The 20,466-nt window shown below is 40.0% G+C and carries 14 protein-coding genes; all 14 read right to left on the reverse strand.

Going from position 1 to position 20,466, the window contains the following annotated elements; all coding sequences use genetic code 11:
- Nucleotides 1–13 precede the first annotated feature (13 nt).
- Nucleotides 14–2,131 (reverse strand): ferrous iron transport protein B, encoded by a 2,118-nt coding sequence (feoB, locus tag R2Q84_RS17660; RefSeq protein WP_316817903.1) that lies wholly within the window; start codon nucleotides 2,129–2,131, stop codon nucleotides 14–16.
- Between the two features lie 4 nt (nucleotides 2,132–2,135).
- Nucleotides 2,136–2,351, reverse strand: coding sequence for a FeoA family protein (locus tag R2Q84_RS17665; RefSeq protein ID WP_316817904.1), 216 nt, complete (start codon nucleotides 2,349–2,351; stop codon nucleotides 2,136–2,138).
- Between the two features lie 280 nt (nucleotides 2,352–2,631).
- The gene (locus tag R2Q84_RS17670; RefSeq protein WP_316817905.1) at nucleotides 2,632–3,039 is read right to left on the reverse strand and encodes a VanZ family protein; all 408 of its coding nucleotides are present in this window, start codon (nucleotides 3,037–3,039) and stop codon (nucleotides 2,632–2,634) included.
- Nucleotides 3,040–3,042: 3 nt separating this feature from the next.
- A complete protein-coding gene (gene gcvH / locus R2Q84_RS17675) occupies nucleotides 3,043–3,423 on the reverse strand; it encodes a glycine cleavage system protein GcvH (RefSeq protein WP_316817906.1) in 381 nt (126 codons plus the stop codon).
- 101 nt (nucleotides 3,424–3,524) lie between these two features.
- Nucleotides 3,525–10,712, reverse strand: coding sequence for a cell surface protein SprA (sprA, locus tag R2Q84_RS17680; RefSeq protein WP_316817907.1), 7,188 nt, complete (start codon nucleotides 10,710–10,712; stop codon nucleotides 3,525–3,527).
- Between the two features lie 9 nt (nucleotides 10,713–10,721).
- Entirely contained in the window at nucleotides 10,722–11,306 is a 585-nt protein-coding gene (gene ruvA, locus R2Q84_RS17685) for a Holliday junction branch migration protein RuvA (protein ID WP_316817908.1), read from the reverse strand.
- A 3-nt stretch (nucleotides 11,307–11,309) separates the two neighbouring features.
- Nucleotides 11,310–13,625: an NADP-dependent malic enzyme gene (locus R2Q84_RS17690; RefSeq protein ID WP_316817909.1), complete on the reverse strand. Its 2,316-nt coding sequence runs from the start codon at nucleotides 13,623–13,625 to the stop codon at nucleotides 11,310–11,312.
- 109 nt (nucleotides 13,626–13,734) lie between these two features.
- Entirely contained in the window at nucleotides 13,735–14,964 is a 1,230-nt protein-coding gene (locus R2Q84_RS17695) for a lytic transglycosylase domain-containing protein (RefSeq protein WP_316817910.1), read from the reverse strand.
- An 84-nt stretch (nucleotides 14,965–15,048) separates the two neighbouring features.
- The gene (gene gatA / locus R2Q84_RS17700; RefSeq protein ID WP_316817911.1) at nucleotides 15,049–16,485 is read right to left on the reverse strand and encodes an Asp-tRNA(Asn)/Glu-tRNA(Gln) amidotransferase subunit GatA; all 1,437 of its coding nucleotides are present in this window, start codon (nucleotides 16,483–16,485) and stop codon (nucleotides 15,049–15,051) included.
- 39 nt (nucleotides 16,486–16,524) lie between these two features.
- Nucleotides 16,525–16,731 (reverse strand): twin-arginine translocase TatA/TatE family subunit, encoded by a 207-nt coding sequence (locus R2Q84_RS17705; RefSeq protein ID WP_316817912.1) that lies wholly within the window; start codon nucleotides 16,729–16,731, stop codon nucleotides 16,525–16,527.
- Nucleotides 16,732–16,749: 18 nt separating this feature from the next.
- Nucleotides 16,750–17,247, reverse strand: a complete 498-nt coding sequence (locus tag R2Q84_RS17710; RefSeq protein WP_316817913.1) for a twin-arginine translocase TatA/TatE family subunit — start codon at nucleotides 17,245–17,247, stop codon at nucleotides 16,750–16,752.
- Between the two features lie 54 nt (nucleotides 17,248–17,301).
- Nucleotides 17,302–18,606 carry a murein hydrolase activator EnvC family protein gene (locus R2Q84_RS17715; protein WP_316817914.1) on the reverse strand — a complete coding sequence of 435 codons (1,305 nt, stop codon included), beginning with the start codon at nucleotides 18,604–18,606 and terminating at the stop codon, nucleotides 17,302–17,304.
- Between the two features lie 22 nt (nucleotides 18,607–18,628).
- Nucleotides 18,629–19,420, reverse strand: coding sequence for a DUF4292 domain-containing protein (locus R2Q84_RS17720; protein WP_316817915.1), 792 nt, complete (start codon nucleotides 19,418–19,420; stop codon nucleotides 18,629–18,631).
- A complete protein-coding gene (locus tag R2Q84_RS17725; protein ID WP_316817916.1) occupies nucleotides 19,398–20,462 on the reverse strand; it encodes a tetratricopeptide repeat protein in 1,065 nt (354 codons plus the stop codon). Before R2Q84_RS17725 ends, R2Q84_RS17720 begins: the two co-directional genes overlap by 23 nt.
- Nucleotides 20,463–20,466 lie beyond the last annotated feature (4 nt).

Consider the following 20,466-nt stretch of genomic DNA (forward strand, 5'->3'; position numbering starts at 1 on the left):
CAATATAAGTAAATTACTTTAAAAGCTGATAAGCGATTAAACTAGCCACATAAGCCAGCGCAGTCATATAAACCAGCTGAATCATTGGCCAGCGCCACGACTTGGTCTCTCTGTAAACTACAGCAACCGTACTCATACATTGCATGGCAAAAGCATAAAACAACATCAAAGAGAAAGCAGTCGCAAAACTAAACACAGGTAATCCTGTGTCCGGATTTTTTGCCGCCCTCATTTTGTCCCTTATAGTAACGACATCTTCATCTCCCCCATCAACACTATAAATGGTTGCCATGGTACCAACAAAAGCTTCACGGGCCGCAAAAGACGTAATTAAAGCGATGCCTATCTTCCAGTCAAAACCTAAAGGTTTAATCACTGGTTCGATTGCATGACCTAAAATCCCTGCATACGAATTTTCCAGCTTTTCAGCCGATTTGTCGCGCTCCAGTGTACTGATCTGAACACTGTCTTTCTGCGCCTCTATGGCTTCATATTTTTTATCAATTTCAGCAAAACGATCCGATGGCCCATAAGTTGCCATTACCCACAAAATAATGGAAATGGCAATGATCACCTTACCTGCTTCGACAACAAAAGTTTTAGATTTCTCATACATGGTATAAAGCACATTGCTCCATCTCGGCATACGATACACCGGTAACTCCATAATGAAATAAGATTTCTCCTTGGCCTTGATGAAAAAATTCATCACAAAAGCGACCAGAATGGCTGCGAAAATACTAATCACATACATTCCCATCAGCGTTAAGCCCTGCAGGTTGATAAAACCCCATATCATCTTTTCCGGTACTACCAATCCAATTAATAAGGTGTACACGGGCAACCTGGCAGAGCAACTTACTAATGGTGCCACCATAATGGTAATGATCCTGTCTTTCCAGCTTTCAATATTTCTGGCACTCATGATAGATGGTACTGCACAAGCCAGACTTCCTATCATAGGTACTACTGATTTACCGCTCAGACCGAATTTTCTCATGATTTTATCCATCATAAAAGTCACCCTTGCCATATAACCGGTATCTTCAAGAATAGAAATAAAAGCAAAGAGTATGGCAATCTGAGGAATAAAAATGACAACGCCACCTAAACCTGCGACAACGCCATCTAACAATAAATTAGTCAGAATACCTTCAGGAAGATGTGCATGCCCATATTCTGTAATCCATGCAAAAGCATTTTCGATTAACTCCATAGGGTATGATGACCAGGAGAAAATAGAATTAAATACAAAAAACAAGATCATCAGGAAGATGGCAAATCCCCAGAAACGGTTGGTAAGGATCCTGTCTATCTTATCACTAAAAACAAATTTCTTAGCAGCACCAGTATCTTTTACAATTCCTGTTAATACAGTACTTAAATAGCGATAGCGCGCAATAGTCTCTGCGGCTTGTAGCTTGGAAGATTCAAAAGCATGTTCCTTTTTTATATTTCCGAGTGCTTGTTTTTCCTCCGCAGAAAAAAGATCAAGTGTTTCGTATTGGTGCAATACCTGTAATGCAAAATAATCATTATCCGTTTTCAGCAGATTTTTTGCCTGATTAATGGCTTCCGGCGCCAGTACATGTACGTCGGTACCTTCTACCTGAGTGGCTATAGATGTGGTATTACCAATCGCTTCCTTTAGCTCAGGCAGTCCCGAATTACTCCTGGCAGAAATAGCTACAACCTGAATCCCCAATCGCTCAGAAAGCTTATTCACGTCAACTTCTATTCCTTCCTTTTTGGCCATATCTGTCATGTTCAGGGCCAAAACAACAGGTAATCTTAAATCCGCTACCTGCGAGTAAAGCAATAAATTTCTTCTTAGGTTTGTTGCATCGGCAACTAATACTACAACATCAGGGTGACTGGAATTATTTTTATCTGCCAACACCTGAAAAACAATGCTTTCGTCCTTGCTTTTAGGATATAAACTATAAGTACCAGGTAAATCAATGACCTCAGCACTTTTGCCATTGCTCAATTTGCAATAACCTACTTTTTTATCGACTGTAATCCCTGGAAAGTTTCCAATCTTCTGATTTAATCCGGTAAGAAGATTAAAAAGTGTAGATTTTCCAGTATTGGGATTACCAACTAATGCAATTTTAATATCTTTTCCCAAATCACTATTGAATTATAATAACAGAAGCTTCGCTTTTACGTAAACATAGCTGATAGCCAGCAACGCGAATGGCTATAGGGCAACCTAGCGGAGCAAAACGCTCAACTTCTACAACCTCCCCAGGCAAACAGCCCATTTCCATTAATTTTACAGACATCTCTAAGTCTGTAAACGCAACAATAGTTCCTTGTTCTCCGGGATTAAGCTGTGAAAGTTTCATCTATATTAAGGTTTGTATAAATCTGCCTTTAAGGTATCTTCCTGTGGCAGAGAATGGTCGCAATTTATACTTAATTTATAATAATTCCAAATAAAGACGGTATAGGAACACCTCCCTATACCGTCTTTATTTAGTCATTTTCGCTTATTTTGAAATCAGATAGCACCCATTGCAGCATCAGCGTTTCGGGTAAGCATTATAGCTCACTTTAGGACATTTACAGCCCCCTTTAAAAACGCTACAACTTCCTAATGTACAAACCATTAAGAGTAACAAAAAGTTAACTACCAGTCTTTTCATTATAATTTGATTTATGAAGCAATATGTAACTGAAAACCCCCATAAATACGCCGATCATATCACAACCAAAATCCCACCATTCGGCAGATCTGTAGCTAAAAAACATCCATTGTAACATTTCTATTCCACCACCTAAAGCAGCAGTAATTATGATGATTTTAAAGATGGTCAAAGAGCTAAAACTATAATTGTGTTGGTGATTAATCTTACCGTAAAACAAGAGTATGGTCAGCACATAAAAGAATCCTAAATGGACAAACTTATCAAAGCCCTCAAAAAAGAAGCCACCGCCACCGCCCGAAGGCATTTTCACACTGCAAAGGATTACAATGAAAATTGTCCATAGCACAGCCCATATCTGGTACCTTAGTTGTCCAAAAATGCCCATTTATTATGCGCCAACTAATGCTTTATAAGCATCTGCAGTTAACAGACCATCTACCTGAGATGCATCTGCTACAGAAACCTTAACCATCCATCCGTCGCCATAAGGATCAGTATTAACTAATTCCGGGTTATCATTCAAAGCACTATTCACTTCCAATACAGTACCTGTAACCGGCATAAATAAGTCTGAAACAGTTTTAACTGCCTCAACTGTACCAAATACATCGTCTTTACCAACCTCGTCACCGATAGTATTGATGTCTATATAAACGATATCACCTAGTTCACGTTGTGCAAAATCAGTAATTCCAATATAAGCTTCGTTACCTTCAACTTTAACCCATTCGTGGTCTTTAGTGTACTTTAATTCTGATGGAAAATTCATTTTTCTATTTATTTGTTAGTTGCAATATTTTATAATAGAATAAGGTAATCGACTACGCTATTCGCCTCAAAGGTAATTAAATCTGCTCATTTAAAACAACTCTAATTCAGCGTAATCCTCAAGCTAAATCCAAAATTACTAAATGAAGTATTAAAGGTTTGCGAAGTATATGGCTTGGTAACGTTAGAATCATAAAATACCCTTATGTTAAATCGTTGATTCAGGATATAATCAACACTTGGACGTAGGGTAATGTTTTTAGCTCCCGAAGAAACCTCTGCTTCATTAACGTCAGCCCTGTAAATCACGGTCTTGTTATCTCTTATCGCAACATCAAGTTTAAAATCCATGTTATTATCCGTTTTTAACCCTTTAAACAAACCAAAAGGGAAGCGGAACTTGTTAGTGCGGTACCCCAAACCAAAAACCATATTACTTTCTGATAGTTGTGCCAGCTGACTATTGGCCAAACTCAATCCCAGCATTCTTGTTCTTCCCAATTCAAAATTAGCAGTCATGTTGTTTTTCAAACGGGTATCTATACCTATTAACGGAGAAAACTGTTCGGCAATAGTCACCTGCGCATATTGATAGAAAGGCAGGAAATTCTTATTCTCATCTCTGCTGCTTACTGCGCCATTTGTCTCCTGATACCTGATCAGGGAATTAAATCCATTAATGCTATACACAGAACGGTACGAATGTCTCAGGTCAATAGAACTAAATCGATCCGCAAGAAAACCAATCCTGGTCAGTCCTCTATAATTCAATCTCCAGTTTGGTAATGGAATTTTCGGCAGGGAATTCAGGCTCGCGGAAGAAGCGCTCTTACCAGTATAAGCAGCAAGGAAGGCAGAAACAATTACATCCTGTGAATTCTTATCATAACCATCTGCAAACCCGGGTGAGGACTCCCCAACAGAGTTGCTATTCAGCGCACCCAACCTTTGAGAAATCACCTGTCTGTTTGACATAAACTGGTTAAATAATTTCGACACCGTACTACCATTTTTCTCTGAAAATGCTGTACCCAGTGATATGAACGATATGCTATAATCGCCCGTAGTAAACGGGCTCAGGTTCTGAAAATCCTGCAGGGAACGGTCATACCTGAAATTGCTGGAGTAGTTTAAAGTTCTATTCTTATTTGCAGTTAGGGTAATACTAAGGTCCTTAATCGGTTCAATTAAACCTGTCAAACTCAGATCTTCTCTAAGGGTATTGATATAAAGTTGAGTCTGCAGTGTATCCCTTGTAATCCAGCCATGATTTAAAGCCATTGATCTGATGTCGCGCTGACTACCAAAAACAAAACCAAGACCTGGAGCTCCGGTAGCCTCGTCCAGACCAAAATAACTTACCCTTGGCAAGTAACCGGGTAAAAATGTACCCTTGGTTTGTGTAAATGCAGCGTTTATGTTTTTAACACTGGTTAATAAACCAACAAAGAATGCTCCACCTGGGGCATCTTCTCCGCCCGAGTTCGCCCTTCTTACAAAGCCAAATTTATTGTACAATCCGGCAAGGTTAAACGTTGGGTTCAATTGTACAGTTTTAGAATTCTGAATGGTATTACCAAGGTCAATCAGCGGATCCCTTAAGGTCGACAACGGCTCCGTTTGCCAGTTAAAATTAGTGCCGTACCTGGTAGCAACAGTTACCCAATCCATGCCCGGAATTTTATTCAGTGGCAGGGAATAGGTAATATTCATATTATGGTTATAATCCGTTGTTCTTCCTAATCGCTTTAGGTTCTGCCATAAGGTATCACGTTTCATCCCCTCAATCTTACCGTCTGGTTCGTCAATAATGGAATAGTTTGTTGCGTCAAAATCCAGCGTCAGCGACTTTGTTAAATTCCAGGAAATACCATATACCCTCGTAACCAGGAAATTCTTATTAAAGGTTGTATTGATCGGGATAGAATTATTTGGATCATTATTTCTCAACGTATTTTCTGAATAAAAACGATCTACATCAACCCTAAAATTAAGTGCATTTGGTACCAGGTTCAAATTAAAATCCCTTAATAAAGCCAGGGTGTTTGACTTAATAATCTTCGCAAATGGCTCCACGGTTTTTGATTGCCCCGAGTAATTATAGGCTAATGATCCTCTGTAAGTTTGCTGAGTATTACTTTCGTTTATGAAATCGCGATGGGCCAGTTTGGTATAAGCATAACTTACATTAAAGTTCTCGATATCCCATATCTGGGCTTTCTTATCCGGATTCGTACGTTCTTTCCTTACATTGGTAAAATTGATACTATTTCTGGTCGTATAATCCTGGGCATATTCCAGAATAGCTTTTCTTTCAGATTTTGTAGCCTTATCAAGCGCATTACTCAATTCAATATCCGGTGTTTTCGGATCATATTGAGGCGTACTGATCTGGCTCGAGTAACTCACAAACATTGGAATTTTAATCCCCGTTTTCTGTGGAAAAAACTTACCCAGCTCCATACTCGAAGAGATGTCAAAGAAAACGTCATCCGTACGGTTCCTTTCACTTACCCTTTTCTCCAACGATCCAAAACCGATAGTAGACTTACTTCCTGAAACATTTACATCAGCAAAATCAGCCAGCTTAGCATTCATCCTTGCAGTTGCAGCCCAGCCGCCACGTTCGTCAAACTCAGTAAGTCTCATTTCATTAAACCATACTTGCGCATTTTTGTCCAGGCCATCGTCCGAAGTACCTGTTGCAGCATTTCTATATGGGTTCAATATACCAAGCATATATACCCTAACCTTACTCATATCCGGTTGTCCCTTCACAATGATAGTCTTTCCGTCAACGATATACCTAAAAGGCTTACTTATATTCCAGGGCATTCCATCAACATCCAGCGCCTTATTCCTTGCTAACTTTGCCTGCTGGAACTGTTCCAGGGTAATGTCCATTTTATTCTGATCCGGCCAGATCGCATAAGGATCACTCGTACCCGGACGTGTTACCCTTAACGGCTGTTGATATTCGTAGTAGTTGTCCTGGTTATCAGTTCCGATTCTTAAAAATGCATTCAAATCATTGTCATTCAAAACAGAGTTCCCCAACGCTTCTACGTGAATATACATCTCCAGGTGCTTATATGACCTAAAGTCGTTCAAGGCTGTTTTAAAAGTTGCTCTGCCATAACCATCACGCAGATTTTTAACCGTTGCAGCAAGTGATTGCTCATTCTGCCGGGTATCACCACGGTAATTGCTAAAATCGCGTTCCCTTTCTATACCTGGGGGCACTACATAAGGAATTGGTGTTCTTTTTCCATTCTCCTCAATGTTTACTGTAGAAATTTCTAAAGTAGAATTGTCAGGTCCCAGGTTTTGTAAAGCAGGGTCAAGAATAACCTGTGAAGCCTCGTTATTTGCATTATATTGTCTCCACTCCCCTCTAACCAACTGGATCTTTCCAAACCTCAATACCGTTGTATCAGCAAAATTTGTCAGGAACATCCGTACAAACCGAATCGATTTAAAGTCTTGTATGTTGCCTTCTTTTCTCTCATACTGCGCCAAAGGAATTCGAATCTGGTACCAGCTCACCTCCTGGGTTTGTCCATTTGCTAATTTAACCTGAGAAGTTACTTTATCCGTTACAAAGTTCTGCCCTACCATTAAATCACCAGGACGCATAGAAACTTTATACTGGAAATACTCATCGCTCTGGGTCATGTTATTGTCCCTGTTCACATCCTCACCATCAGGTAATGAAGTCGACGCAGAATTGTCAACCCCAAAATCTTCCTGTGATTGTTGTGAAGTTTTCGAGTTTCCTTCAGGACCGTTGTAACGCTGATAACGTTTTAAAATACCTGCATTGGCCTGATCCTGCTGTCTTCCTCTAAAATACATATAATCATCAGACGAAGGATCATTGTCAAACTCAGCTGCAGCATCAGGATTAAGTTGTCCTTTGATCTGGTTGATTAATATGGAAAATTTAGTTTTCTCATCCACATTTGATAACCCGTCTAAACCAACATCCTGAACTTTTCTTGCTGCCGGGTCATTATCAAATGCCTGGATTACCGGTTGTAACTTAGGCACCCGCCCCCAATTGGTTTCATCATAGGCATTCTTATCCCCATTTGCCGGCAATCCGTTTTCCAGTGATTTACGCCCGTCCTTTAAAATATCTTCCGAGAGGTTACCCAGATTAAAATACAAATCACCACCAGCAGAGTTCGGTTTATAGATATTCGGATCCATCACCCAAAGTTCGATGTATTCAATATTTAGTGCCTGAAAATCGGTAGTTTCAATTCTTCTGAACAAACCTCCCCATCTCGACCTAGGGTTGGTCAGTGTACCATTGGCATTGAACCCGGTGGTAGCATAATTGTACGGTCCACGCAGCGTCGGGTAAAAAGCAACATCAAGCGTTGGTAAAGTAATGGCTTGCCCGGTACTTGTTTCTTTAAAAGGAAATACCTCCTGCTCAATAATCTCACGTACATAATGGTTAGAGCGTTCGGCTACATTATTACGCAAACTCGAAGGTATATCAGGGGAATTTCTATTGTAAAAAATTGGATCTATGTTATAAAATGCAATTCTGGCCCGGTTAAAACCATAACTCAGGTCATCAATTCTACTGGCTTCCGGAAATAACTGGGGAGTTCCGGATAGTTGCCATGCAATGGCACTTTTCAAATCTATAACAGAGCGCGAAGCTTCAAAATCATCCAGGTAACTTACTCCTCCTTTTTTACCTCCAAAGTTCAAAGCGCTTGGGTGACCAGGTATTAATTGTGCAAACTCACCCGCGAACGTAATGTTAGATGGCACTTTGGTAGACAAAAATGGCAATTTATCCACCAACTTAGTCAAAAATCTGGAAGGCGAACTGTAGTTCATATCCAGTCCCCACATCGTGTTCGATATAGGTTCCTCCCCAATATTCACCTTTGGTGTTAACGGTTTCTCGGTAAGGTTCATCAAAGTACCACCAAGATTCAGTTTATTGTTTACTTTATAATCCAATCGGGTACCAAACAACGAACGCTGTTGTAAACCAAACAACTCATTATTTTCTGTTGAGATCCTTATAGGCTGACCAGAAGTTAGCAATGCTGGATTGATGATCCTTACCCTACCCCCCTGATAATCCACTGTAAAATCAATACCTTCCTGCAAAGGAATGGTACCTGCAAAAACTTTTACCGATCCTTCTGGTACATTAATTGCATTTAAACTAAACTCAGAAGCAATTTCAGACTGGTAAGCCCCCTTGATCACATATCTGTTCTGATTGCTGAACAACTGCTGTGCAACAACCTTTGTAGAATCATACAAAGCAGTAAAAGTATATTTATCAATCAGCTTCTGTTCTCCAGGTAAAAACTGACTGGCCAGATCCTTTCCAAAAGGTTCAATGATTGGAAAAATGATCCTCCCGTTCAATGGGTCAATCGTGATATATCCATTCACCGTATTGGTCGAAAAATTGAGCAGGTTATTCGTTGATGAGCCATTGTTACTACCATTACCGAAAGACGAACTCTGTGCATTGTTTGCTGTTGAACCAAAAGGTCTATTTTCTGTTTCAAAATCAAACACGCCGTCCGGCTTCCGTTCCTTTTGCTGGTTCAATCGATCAAGTCCCACAACTTGTATCCATTGTTTACCATTAAGGGGCCTCCGATCTGCATCCAACTTCTCCCCTTCCTGTATCAAGGGTTTTTCAACCCCTGTTTTTTCATCAATTCTAAAAATATCCAGCTTAAAGTTCTGCTGACTGATCTGGTAGCCTCCGATAGAATAAATATTCTTCATCATCAAATCCCAGGTAGGCAAATTGGTTTTTAATGTTTCGTTCTTCAGTAATTTAGTATATAAAACTTTAGGGCTTGCCGGATCAAAAGGAACATCGGTAGAGAACTCTCCAACCTGGTATTCTACTCCGTTAAAAGTATACCGGAACGCAACAGTAAGCACCTCATCACTATTCAAACCATTATTAAGAGAGATGTAACCCAGCTGAGGATGAAAGGTATATTCTCTATCTGCCAGTTTCCTTGCATAAGTTAATTTAGCGTAGTTATCCGTTCCTCCATTAGGCGCAAAAAAACCAATGATATCATTAGAGTTTGTCAACCTGGAAGTTTGAGGGATCCTGGTCAAAAGGTCATTCGAATTCCTTGGAAAAACCGGATTTGTAAAACCCGATGGAAGCACAGATCCTCCTCCGGTTATCCCCGTGTTAAAGGTTTTATTTTCACCCAGGTCAATAAAGCCCAATACATCTCTTGAATCCTGGGTACTGCCCGCTTTATTGGTAATCCATACTTCAATTTTAGTAATGATAACACCCGAAGTGATAGTAGGCGGATTAGATTGCGATTTATTGTAATTATCCCTGAAATATTGCGCCAGGAAAAAGTGTTTATTGGCTTCATAATTATCGGCACTCAGTCTGAACTCATTCTGCTGCGCACCATTGTTAATCTGTATTTGCCGGGTCTGCGACTTCTGTTGTGTAAAAACGGTAGCTACATTCAGTTTTCCAAATTTCAATTGTGTTTTTACCCCAAACAAGGCTTGTGTTCCGTTGATCAGGGTTGTATTTAAAGGCAAGCTTACATTACCGGCCTCAATTTTTTGTATAATATCATCTTCATCACCTGTATAATCCAGTTTCACCTGGTTTTCAAAATCAAACTGAGCTTCTGTATTATAGTTCATGTTGATTTTCATCTTGGTACCGATGTTACCAATCACATCCATCTGAATGCGCTGGTTAAAATCAAAGTTACCTTGTACCCTTTGGCGTTCGTTAAATAAAGGGTTCTCATTTTTATTGATACGCCCTAAAAAGGTAAGTTCTGCTTCACCGCGAGGCTGAATATCAATGGTCGTACCTCCAAATATCTTCTCGAAAGACTTACTGTTAATTTTTAAACTCGGAATAATTCCGGTCCTGCGTACCTCTGTCACCTCCTGATCGGAAAGTGAACGCCAGTTGTCCCGTTTAATTTCACTGTTTACCAAACGGAGATACTCGTCCACTGACAAGTATTGTACACCGCCAAAAGGCTTATCGCCAATCATTTCCTGAATGATATATCTTTGATTTGCAGCATCATACTCTACCTTCCGCTGCATATTTTCCGGCAGTGGATAGAATGGGTTCGACAAGGATCTTATTCCAAGTCTTTGCTTTTCTTTCAGACCGAAAGAGTTCTTCACCGTATCCTGTTTTGCTTTTTTAGGAGCAACCTGCGAGAATGCTTGTTGTCCTCCAAAACAAATTGTCAGGAAGAGAAATAGCGTTAATAAAGTTTTCAATGGCAATTTTTATAAATTCTTCAATGCTATTTTTATCATTTGTTCAACAGACAATTCCTGTCCACCAACTTTCACCGCATTGTCTATTGCTTTTTCAGAAGCGAGCTTGGCAAAACCGAGCATCATTAATGCCGAAATTGCCTCTTCTCTTACTGTATTGTTTAAAGGAGCGGAGATTAACGACCCTGAACCTTCTTTTTTTAGTTTGTCTTGTAATTCAAGTACCAGTCGCTGCGCAGACTTAGCTCCTATTCCTTTAATTCTTTGGATCAGGGCCAGGTCAGCATTTACAATGGCAGTTTGAATTTCCACAGGTGTGATGGACGATAACATCATCCTTCCTGTATTCGGCCCTATCCCGGATACCGAAATCAAATGTAAAAAAAGCCTGCGCTCCCCTTCATCGGCAAAGCCATAAAGGGTATGCGCATCTTCTTTTACGTGCAGCCAGGTATAAACTTTACACCTTTCGGTATTTGCCAGGCTGCTATAAGTATTTAAAGATATATTTAAATGATAGCCAACGCCACCGGCCTCCACAACAATATAAGTAGGGCATTTAAACGCTAGTTTCCCATCAATATACTCGAACATATCTTATTTTTTAACTATTCTTTTTAATATTCCACCTTTTTTCGCATTTGCTTCGTCCTCTTTACCTTGAACATCCAAAACAGCTAAGGTAACCATATTTACAATCTCTCTCACCGAACTTCCGAGTTGAACAATATGAACAGGCTTATTTAGTCCCAACAAAATCGGACCTATTGCTTCAGCTTCCCCTAATTCCTGTAATAATTTGTAAGCAATGTTGCCGGACTCCAGATTAGGGAATATCAAGGTGTTTGCAGGCCCGTCAACCAATCTGCTAAAAGGGAAATTACCTTTCAATAACTCGTTGTTCATGGCAAAATTCCCCTGCATTTCTCCATCAACAACAATATGTGGGTGTTGCTCATGTAATATTTTTACTGCCTTTCTCACTTTCTCAGGAACCACACCTTCGTTAGAACCAAAGTTTGAATAAGACAATAAAGCAATACGAGGATGGATATTAAACTTACTTACCGAACGCTCCAGTAACAACGTCAGATCGACCAATTCCTCTGCAGTTGGGTCAACATTTACAGTCGTATCCCCAAAAAATACAGGGCCTTTCTTGGTCATCATCATGTACATTCCCGCAACACGGTTTACACCAGGTGCAGTACCAATTACTTGTAAAGCAGGTTTAATGGTCGAAACATAATTTCTTGTCAAACCAGAGATCATTGCATCTGCCTCTCCAAACTCAACCATTGAAGCCCCAAAGTAATTCCGGTCGCGCATTAGTTTAGTTGCGTCAAACAAAGTCAGTCCTCTGCGCTGTCTTTTTTCATACAAGAACTGTCCGTATTTCTGCATCAGCTCAGGCTCCTTAAATGGATCAATGATCGTTACGCCTTCCAAATCAAGTGCACTTTCTTCAATAATCCGTTCAATCACCTCCTTATTACCCAATAGAATTGGGATAGCAATATTCTCGTCTTTAACAATCTGGGCAGCCTTTAAAATCTTATAATGATCAGCTTCCGCAAAAACAACACGCTTAGGATCAGATTTAGCCTTATTCGTAATTGCACGCATAATGGCATCATCCATACCTAGTCTATGTTTCAGTTCTTCCTCATAAGCATCCCAATCGGTAATAACCTTACGTGCAACGCCAGACTCAATTGCTGCTTTCGCCACAGCGATCGACACATTTGTCATCAACCTCATATCCATTGGTTTCGGAATGATATACTCCTTACCGAACTTGATGTTTTTCTCATTATAGGCCATATTTACAGCCTCAGGAACAGATTTCTTGGCTAGTTCAGCAATTGCTCTAACCGCTGCAATCTTCATCTCCTCGTTAATCGCCGTAGCTCTTACGTCAAGCGCTCCTCTGAAAATATAAGGGAAACCCAAAACGTTATTCACCTGATTAGGATAATCAGAACGGCCTGTAGCCATAATGATATCTTTACGTGATTTAATCGCCAGTTCATATGCGATTTCCGGATTAGGGTTAGACATTGCAAAAACAATAGGGTTCTTTGCCATTGATTTTAACATATCTTCCGACACACAATCTGCAGATGAAAGACCGATAAACACATCAGAATCTTTCATGGCTTCTTCCAGTGTATCCAGTTTTCTCGAGGTTGCAAACTCCCTTTTTATGGCATCCAGATTTTCTCTGTTATCCCTGATTACGCCAGAACGGTCGCACATCACAATATTTTCCTTTTTCGCGCCCAAAGAAACGTACAAACGTGAGCATGAAATAGCTGCAGCACCAGCACCGTTCACCACAATCTTAACTTTGTCCATTTTCTTTTTCTGCAATTCGCAGGCATTTATTAATGCTGCAGCAGAAATAATAGCAGTACCATGCTGGTCATCGTGCATTACCGGAATGTTCATTTCTTCCTTTAAACGGCGTTCAATTTCAAAACATTCAGGTGCTTTAATATCTTCTAAATTGACCCCACCAAACGTAGGCTCCAATGCTTTTACAATTTTAACAAAATCATCAACATTTGTGGTATCCAGTTCAAGGTCAAAAACATCGATATCAGCAAATATTTTAAACAACAAACCTTTACCTTCCATTACTGGTTTACCAGCTTCCGGACCAATATTTCCCAATCCTAAAACTGCGGTACCATTACTAATTACAGCTACAAGGTTACCTTTGGCTGTATACTTATAAACGTCTTCTGTATTCTCGGCTATCTTTAAACAAGGTTCAGCAACACCAGGTGAATATGCAAGTGCCAGATCCCTTTGGGAATTTGTTGGTTTAGTGGGTATAACCTGAATTTTCCCAGGTCTGCCTTGCGAGTGGTAATCTAATGCGTCCTGCTTCCTATTAATCTTACTCATAAAATGATCTTATATGTAAGGGGCCAAAGTTACAATTCTTTTGATAAGCCATAAATAAAAAAGAATACTTATAATTTAATTTTATGACCGTAGCAGAATCAGAAAAATGCTAGCCTCTGGTATGGCTGGCACTACGCTTTCCCTCAAAATTCGGGTATATCTTCAGCCGTTGACCTGGAACGATCCCCGACCCTTTTAAGTTATTCCATACCTTCAGGTCCTGCACCTCAACATTATATTTGTTCGCAATGGTACTCAGATTTTGCCCCGCACTAACCTTATGGTAAGTAATACCTGGTTTGCTGGCAACAGCCTTAGCTTTCGGCTTATGCCTACCCTTTCCATCATTAGATGCCAATACGATATTTCTATCAACATCCAGTTCTTCTTCATTCAACAAGCGATATACGTTCGAAAAGCTAGCCAGGCTTACTTTTGGCAGGATCACCCTTTTTGGTGCAAGTTCGGTCCCATTTACAATTTTCTTCTTGTAAGAGGGATTTAAACTCCACAACTCTTCAACGTCAACACCCATAGCCTCAGCCAATGAAGGTAGCGATACAAAACGCGTAATCTGTATGGTATCAGTATTTTTTAAAAGAGGAGATTTTTGTATTTTGATCTGATGACTATCTGAATAGTTCATCACATATACAGCTGCAATAAACGCGGGAACGTAATTACGGGTTTCCATAGGTAGAAAACGCCTGATTTCCCAGAAATCTCTTGAATCAGCTTTTGCCATTGCACGCTTCACATTCCCCATTCCGCAATTATAAGCTGCGATTGACAGCAACCAATCACCTAGTTCCTCATATGCATCTCTAAAATAAGCCGCTGCAGCATAACTGGCTTGGATAGGATCTTTTCGTTCATCAACAAAATTATCCATATTTAATCCATAGTCTTTTGCTGTAGCAAACATGAACTGCCACAAACCTGTAGCACCCACTCTTGATACTGCATGTGGGTTCATAGAAGATTCTATAATTGGAAGGTATTTAATTTCTTCAGGGATATTATAGCTTTTAAGTGCCTTTTCAAAAATCGGAAAATAGTAACCCGATAAACCAAGCATTTTCCCCATCATATCCTTACGACCTGCATATATATCTATGTAGTCCTGCACAAACTCATTATAGGAAAGCGGCACCATTTGCTGAATAGAATCCAGGCGGGCTTTATAAAGATAATTGTGATTGTGAAAAGTAGGTCTTTCATCTAAAACCGGAACACTCGTAGTATCGGTTATTGCTAATTCTTGCTGTTGTTGTGCAGCTGCCGAAAAGCTTGTTAAGGCAAAAAAGCAAGCTGAGACAAAGCATATGATGATCTTCATAGGCGTATTATTTCCTTTTTATCGGTTAATAAAATCTATTTCAGGCAGCAATAAATGCGGTGATGGTTTAGTTTGCCTGTTTTGTTAACAACTCAACGTTTCTTTATTTAAAAAAGCCTGGGACAAAGATAACAGTTCCTGTTCCCCAAAATGTCGCGCCATTAGCTGCATACTTAACGGCAAACCTGCAATATTATTGCCCAAAGGAATTGCAATTGCCGGAATCCCGGTTAAAGAAGCCAGGACGGTAAAAATATCTGCCATATACATAACCAGGGGATCATCAATATTTTCACCGATATTAAATGCAGGAGTCGGTGTTACCGGACTTATTACCACATCAAATGTACTCAGCATTTCTTCCATCTTTTCCCTGATCAATCTTCTCACCTGCTGGGCTTTCTGATAATAAGCATCGTAGTAACCAGCACTTAAAACAAAAGTACCAAGTAGAATACGCCGCTTAACTTCTTCACCAAAACCTTCAGCTCTCGACAACTTATATAGCTCATTTAAGCTACCTGCTTCCATATTACGGTGTCCATAATGCACACCGTCGTAACGAGAAAGGTTAGAAGAAGCCTCGGCTGTTGTCAGCACATAATAAGCCGGAACTAAATAATCCAGTAAATCGAAAGAAACATATTCTACCGTATGACCTTGTTCTTTAAGTCCTTCAATTGCCTTTAATATGGCCTCTTTGATATCGGCATCCAGCGCTTTACTCTCTAAAGTTTCCTTTAAAACAGCAATCTTTTTAGCCGGACTATTTTGTAAAGCTTTTAAATAATCAGGGACAATATGTTTAGATACTGTACTGTCATATTCGTCAGCACCAGCAAGCACCTCCAGCAAAACCGCAGCATCACTTACCGATGAGGTTATGGTTCCTACCTGATCAAATGACGAAGCATAAGCAATTACGCCATACCTTGAAATTCTACCGTATGTTGGTTTTAAACCAATGCAACCACAAAATGCAGCGGGCTGCCTTACAGAACCACCGGTATCAGTACCTAGCGCCGACAAACATAAATCTGCTTGTACAGCAACCGCCGAACCACCTGAAGACCCACCGGCAACTTTTTCATGATCGGCTGCATTTTTAACCGGTCCATAGAAAGATGTCTCATTTGATCCCCCCATAGCAAACTCATCACAGTTCAGTCTGCCGATAATTATCGCATCTTCACTGATCAGTCTTTCCACCACAGTAGCAGAATAGGGAGAAACAAAACCTTCCAGCATTTTCGAGGAAGCTGTAACCTGGTGATCTTTATAACAGATATTATCTTTTATACCAATTACCATTCCAGCCAGCTTCCCGGCAGTCCCGGCATCTATTTTCTCTTGTACAAGCTTAGCCTGAAGATCCGCAGAATAAAAAAACACCTCATTAAACGCATTGAGGTGTTTATGTTTTTCTATTTGCTTAAAATAATGATCTAATAACTCTGGTAAACTGAGCTCTTTTTGCCCAATAAGAGTTTGTATCTCTTTTAAGGAGTTATACTTCTTCAAAATCAAGAATTCATTAAATTAAAAATCGGGTTCGTAAACCTATAATGGCTTGTTAGGATTGCCAGGATTCTGTCCGGCAGCATCATCAGCACCATCCTTACCATCTTTAAATTCTTTAATTCCTTTTCCCAGGCCACGCATTAATTCAGGGATTTTTTTACCGCCAAAAAGTAGCAATACAATTACTACAATGACAGCAATCTCTCCGCCACCCAGTCCAAAAGCTAATAATGTTGTGTCAAACATGATATTTTAGTTAAAGTTTTAATGTTTATCTGTTTCTATTTTTGTGTTCTCATTCTTATCCGTAAACTCAGCTCCTTCGCTATTATTTACGTTCTCAACGCTCTTTGCATGATCAGCACGCGCCCGGTCCTCAGCAATTTTAACATCATCAGCCACCGTACTATTATAGTGTGCAGCTTCATCACCGTTATATCCCGATCCACCATCGTAACTATCATTGTTGTATGCGTTCTCACCAGGTTTATAATCATAATTATGTTTCCTTGGAGTGTCCTCACCACTAAGTGTCGATTTAAAATCATTAATCTCGTCAGTAATACCTGCGGCATTAATGTTCCTATGGATTTCGCGTTTTACACCATCCGAAGCATCCTTAAAATCTCTTAACCCCTTTCCAAGTCCACGTGCCAATTCAGGCAATTTTTTACCTCCAAATAACAAAAGTACTACGGCAAGAATAAGCATTATCTCACCTCCACCCATATTTAAGAATTCTACTAACGTGCCTGTATACATCTCAATCTCTTTTTTACTTCTTTAAAACAAATATAAACAATTAATTGCAATAGTTTATTTAGCGATCCATGCCGCAGGGTTCTGAGCTACTGCGCCTCTATAAATTTGGAATTGCAATTCAGGTATATCTCCCGCTGAAGCCACGGTACCAATATTTTGTTTTGTACTCACATCATCTCCTGCACTTACACTTACAGATCTTAGGTTCTGATATACCGTAAAGAACTGTCCATGTTTAATCAAAACATAATACCTGCCCAATGCATTGCCGACCTTACTTACTTTTCCATTAAACACAGCTCTTACACCAGCTCCTTCTGCTGTTTGTATGGTTACCCCGGCATTGTCATAACTCGCCTGCCCTTCCTTATGTTTTCCGAAACTTTCTGTGATAGAACCTGAAGCTACAGGCCATGGTAACGATCCACGATTACTTTCAAACGCGGCAGATAACTTCGCAGCTTCTGGAGTTGCAGCCAAATAGCCACTACTGTTTGCTTTTGGTTTAGCTACCGGTTCCGGAGCTGCAGGTGCAGGTTTATTTTCTGCCCTTGCTTTTGCAGCAGCAGCATCGGCAGCAGCTTTTGCCTTCGCAGCGGCTAACCTTGCGGCCTCTTCAGCACGCTTACGTTCCAGTTCAATCTCACGTACGATGGCAGCACGAATACTCCTGTCGAGTTGGGCCTGTTGCTTTTTGCGGGTAGCAATATCCTGGCGGAACTGCTTCTCCTGCTTACTATATTTATTCAATACCGCAGACTGCTGCGTTTTATTTTTACCAAGTTTATCCTTTTCATTTTCCTGTTCATGTAAAAGATTACTCTTCTCTTTCAGGTTCTTGTCCAGGATAACAATTTTATAATTCAGATCTTTTTGTGTCCCTTGTATATACCCTGCCTGCTTTTTTCTATACTGACCAAATTGCTGCAAGTATTTAATCCGCTTGTAAGCCTGATTAAAATCCTTCGCGGCAAAAATAAACATCATCTTATCGTAGGCATTTTTATTGCGCTGGGCAAAACGGATCATCGCTCCGTATTCCTTTTTCAGCTGACCCAGCTGACCTTTCAAATGAATTACGGTATTGGTATTTTCATGAATCTGATTGTCCAGGTTCTTTATCTCGGAATTGATCACTGTGATCTTATCCTGCATCAAACTAATTTTTTTATTTAATGCATTGATCTCGCCCAATGTTAGTTTCTTGCTTTTTGCAGTCTTGTTCAGGTTTCGCTGCAACAATTCGATCTCTCTTTGAATAGCCTCTTTTTTTCTTTTAAGTTCCGAGCTGCTTTGGGCAAATACAACTGACGCGGATAGTACAAATAGCAGGAGGAAAAGAAATTTTATTAGCTTCATTGGGTCAAAAGTATGAAAAAAATCAGTTTATTACTTCATACTTCCCTGGAACACTAAACGGAAATTCAAGTGGAACATTGCGTTCTGCACCAGAATACTCCAGTTCAATATTTACGTTTCTAGTCCCTGCCATCGAACTTATTGTCACCCCCTTCGGAAATAAAGAACCTCCAAGGTCCTGATAAGGCCCGGCATAAACAACTTTTAAAGCTTGCCCCGCACTCACATCATTGATCGTATTTTGATTTACTTTCATCAATGCATCAAAAAACACTTTATAGGCAAGTTTTTCTTTTTCACCGTCCAATACCCATAGTCCATCAGCTTCTTCAATGTTGGCTTTTTCATTCACAAAATCAGCAATTGTATTGCCAGACAGAATAGATTCAAGCCAATCAAAGCTGATCTGTTTATTGGCATAACGATGCAGGTAACTAAAAGGCTTTTTAAGATACACAGATTGAAAATTATTCCTCACCTTAACACTATCAGGTGTAATTAAAGCCCTGGCCACCTCAATACCAGCCAATGCAGTAATACTTACCCAAATCCTGCGACCTTTCTCCATCCTGATATTCATCGTTGCGCTGTTCTTACTCCCACCTATATCAATTTTCGCTTTAGCTTTAACCGCAAGTGTATTAAAAACTAAATCCTTAGATTTTAAGAGCTTAATATTCTCCGCTTTTTTATTACTTAATTCGTTGACAACAGGCGGTGGATTCCCTACAACCTTCTTCCTGGTTTTACAGGCAAACAGCGCAGTTGAAAGTAAAGCTGCTAAAAATAATTTATTCCAAATATTTACGCTCATTGATCTTTTTATTTAGTTTTTCTGAACTGTTTCCTGCAGCCTTCGCCTTTTTCCATTGTATCAGTGCCTGTTCTTTCTCTCCTCCTAAAAACAGGATATCTCCATAAAGCTCCAGGTAAATTCCATTCTCGGGATCTAGCTGCAAGGCCGCTTTAACATTTAATAAAGCTTCTGCATTTTGAGTTTCCTGATGCAGGGCCAAAGCCATAAAATAATATAAAATCGCCTGGTTTGGGTAGATAGTTAAAGCTTCGTCGGCTGTCTTAATTGCATTTTTATATTGTTTTAAAAGCAATTGAATGTTCAAGGCCTGTTCCCAGGCTTTATAAATCTGATCATCATCTGCCAGCAGCGACATAAATTGAGCTAGTGCTCCCGCCAAGTCTCCCTTTTTATATAGGTTTTCCGCAAGCTGCACTTTTTTCTCGCTACTGGTTAATTCAGCCGCAGCTTCCCGATCATCATTCAAGCCTTCTTTTTCGTTTGGAGCGTTTAACTGTCCGCCCGAAGTTACCCGTCGCCTGGCCCGCGCCAACTCGTCAGATGGCCCAAATTTCTTTTCCAGCTCATCATAGCCCCGCATAGCCTCGGCCGTTTTACCCGCCAATAAATAAGCATTAGACCTATCGAAATAATAATCCGATTTATCCGGCGAAAGTCTGATCAGCTGATTCAAGGCTCCCGTCATTCCATCCATATCCCCCTTGCGCTTATATAGCTCAGCCATCATCATCCAGTACCAGCTATTATTTGAGTCGAGTGAAGTAGCTTTTCTAATTGCCATTTCAGCATCAAGAAGATTATTCTGTCTGTAATTTACAACCGCAATCTCATAATACACGGCAGCATTTTTTGGGTCCAGCAAGACAATCTTATTAAAGGTCTCATTTGCCTTACTATAATCCTCATTCAGCTTATCACGTAAACCAGCAAAAAAAAGTGTTTTTATCATAGTTGTATCAGCTGCCGGAACCACAGGTTTCTGAGCAAACAGACCAGGCGAATAGCCTAACAACACAAGTAAAAACACTTTACATTTCATAATT

This window comes from Pedobacter nyackensis, from assembly GCF_032678475.1.
Taxonomy (GTDB): Bacteria; Bacteroidota; Bacteroidia; order Sphingobacteriales; family Sphingobacteriaceae; genus Pedobacter; species Pedobacter nyackensis_A.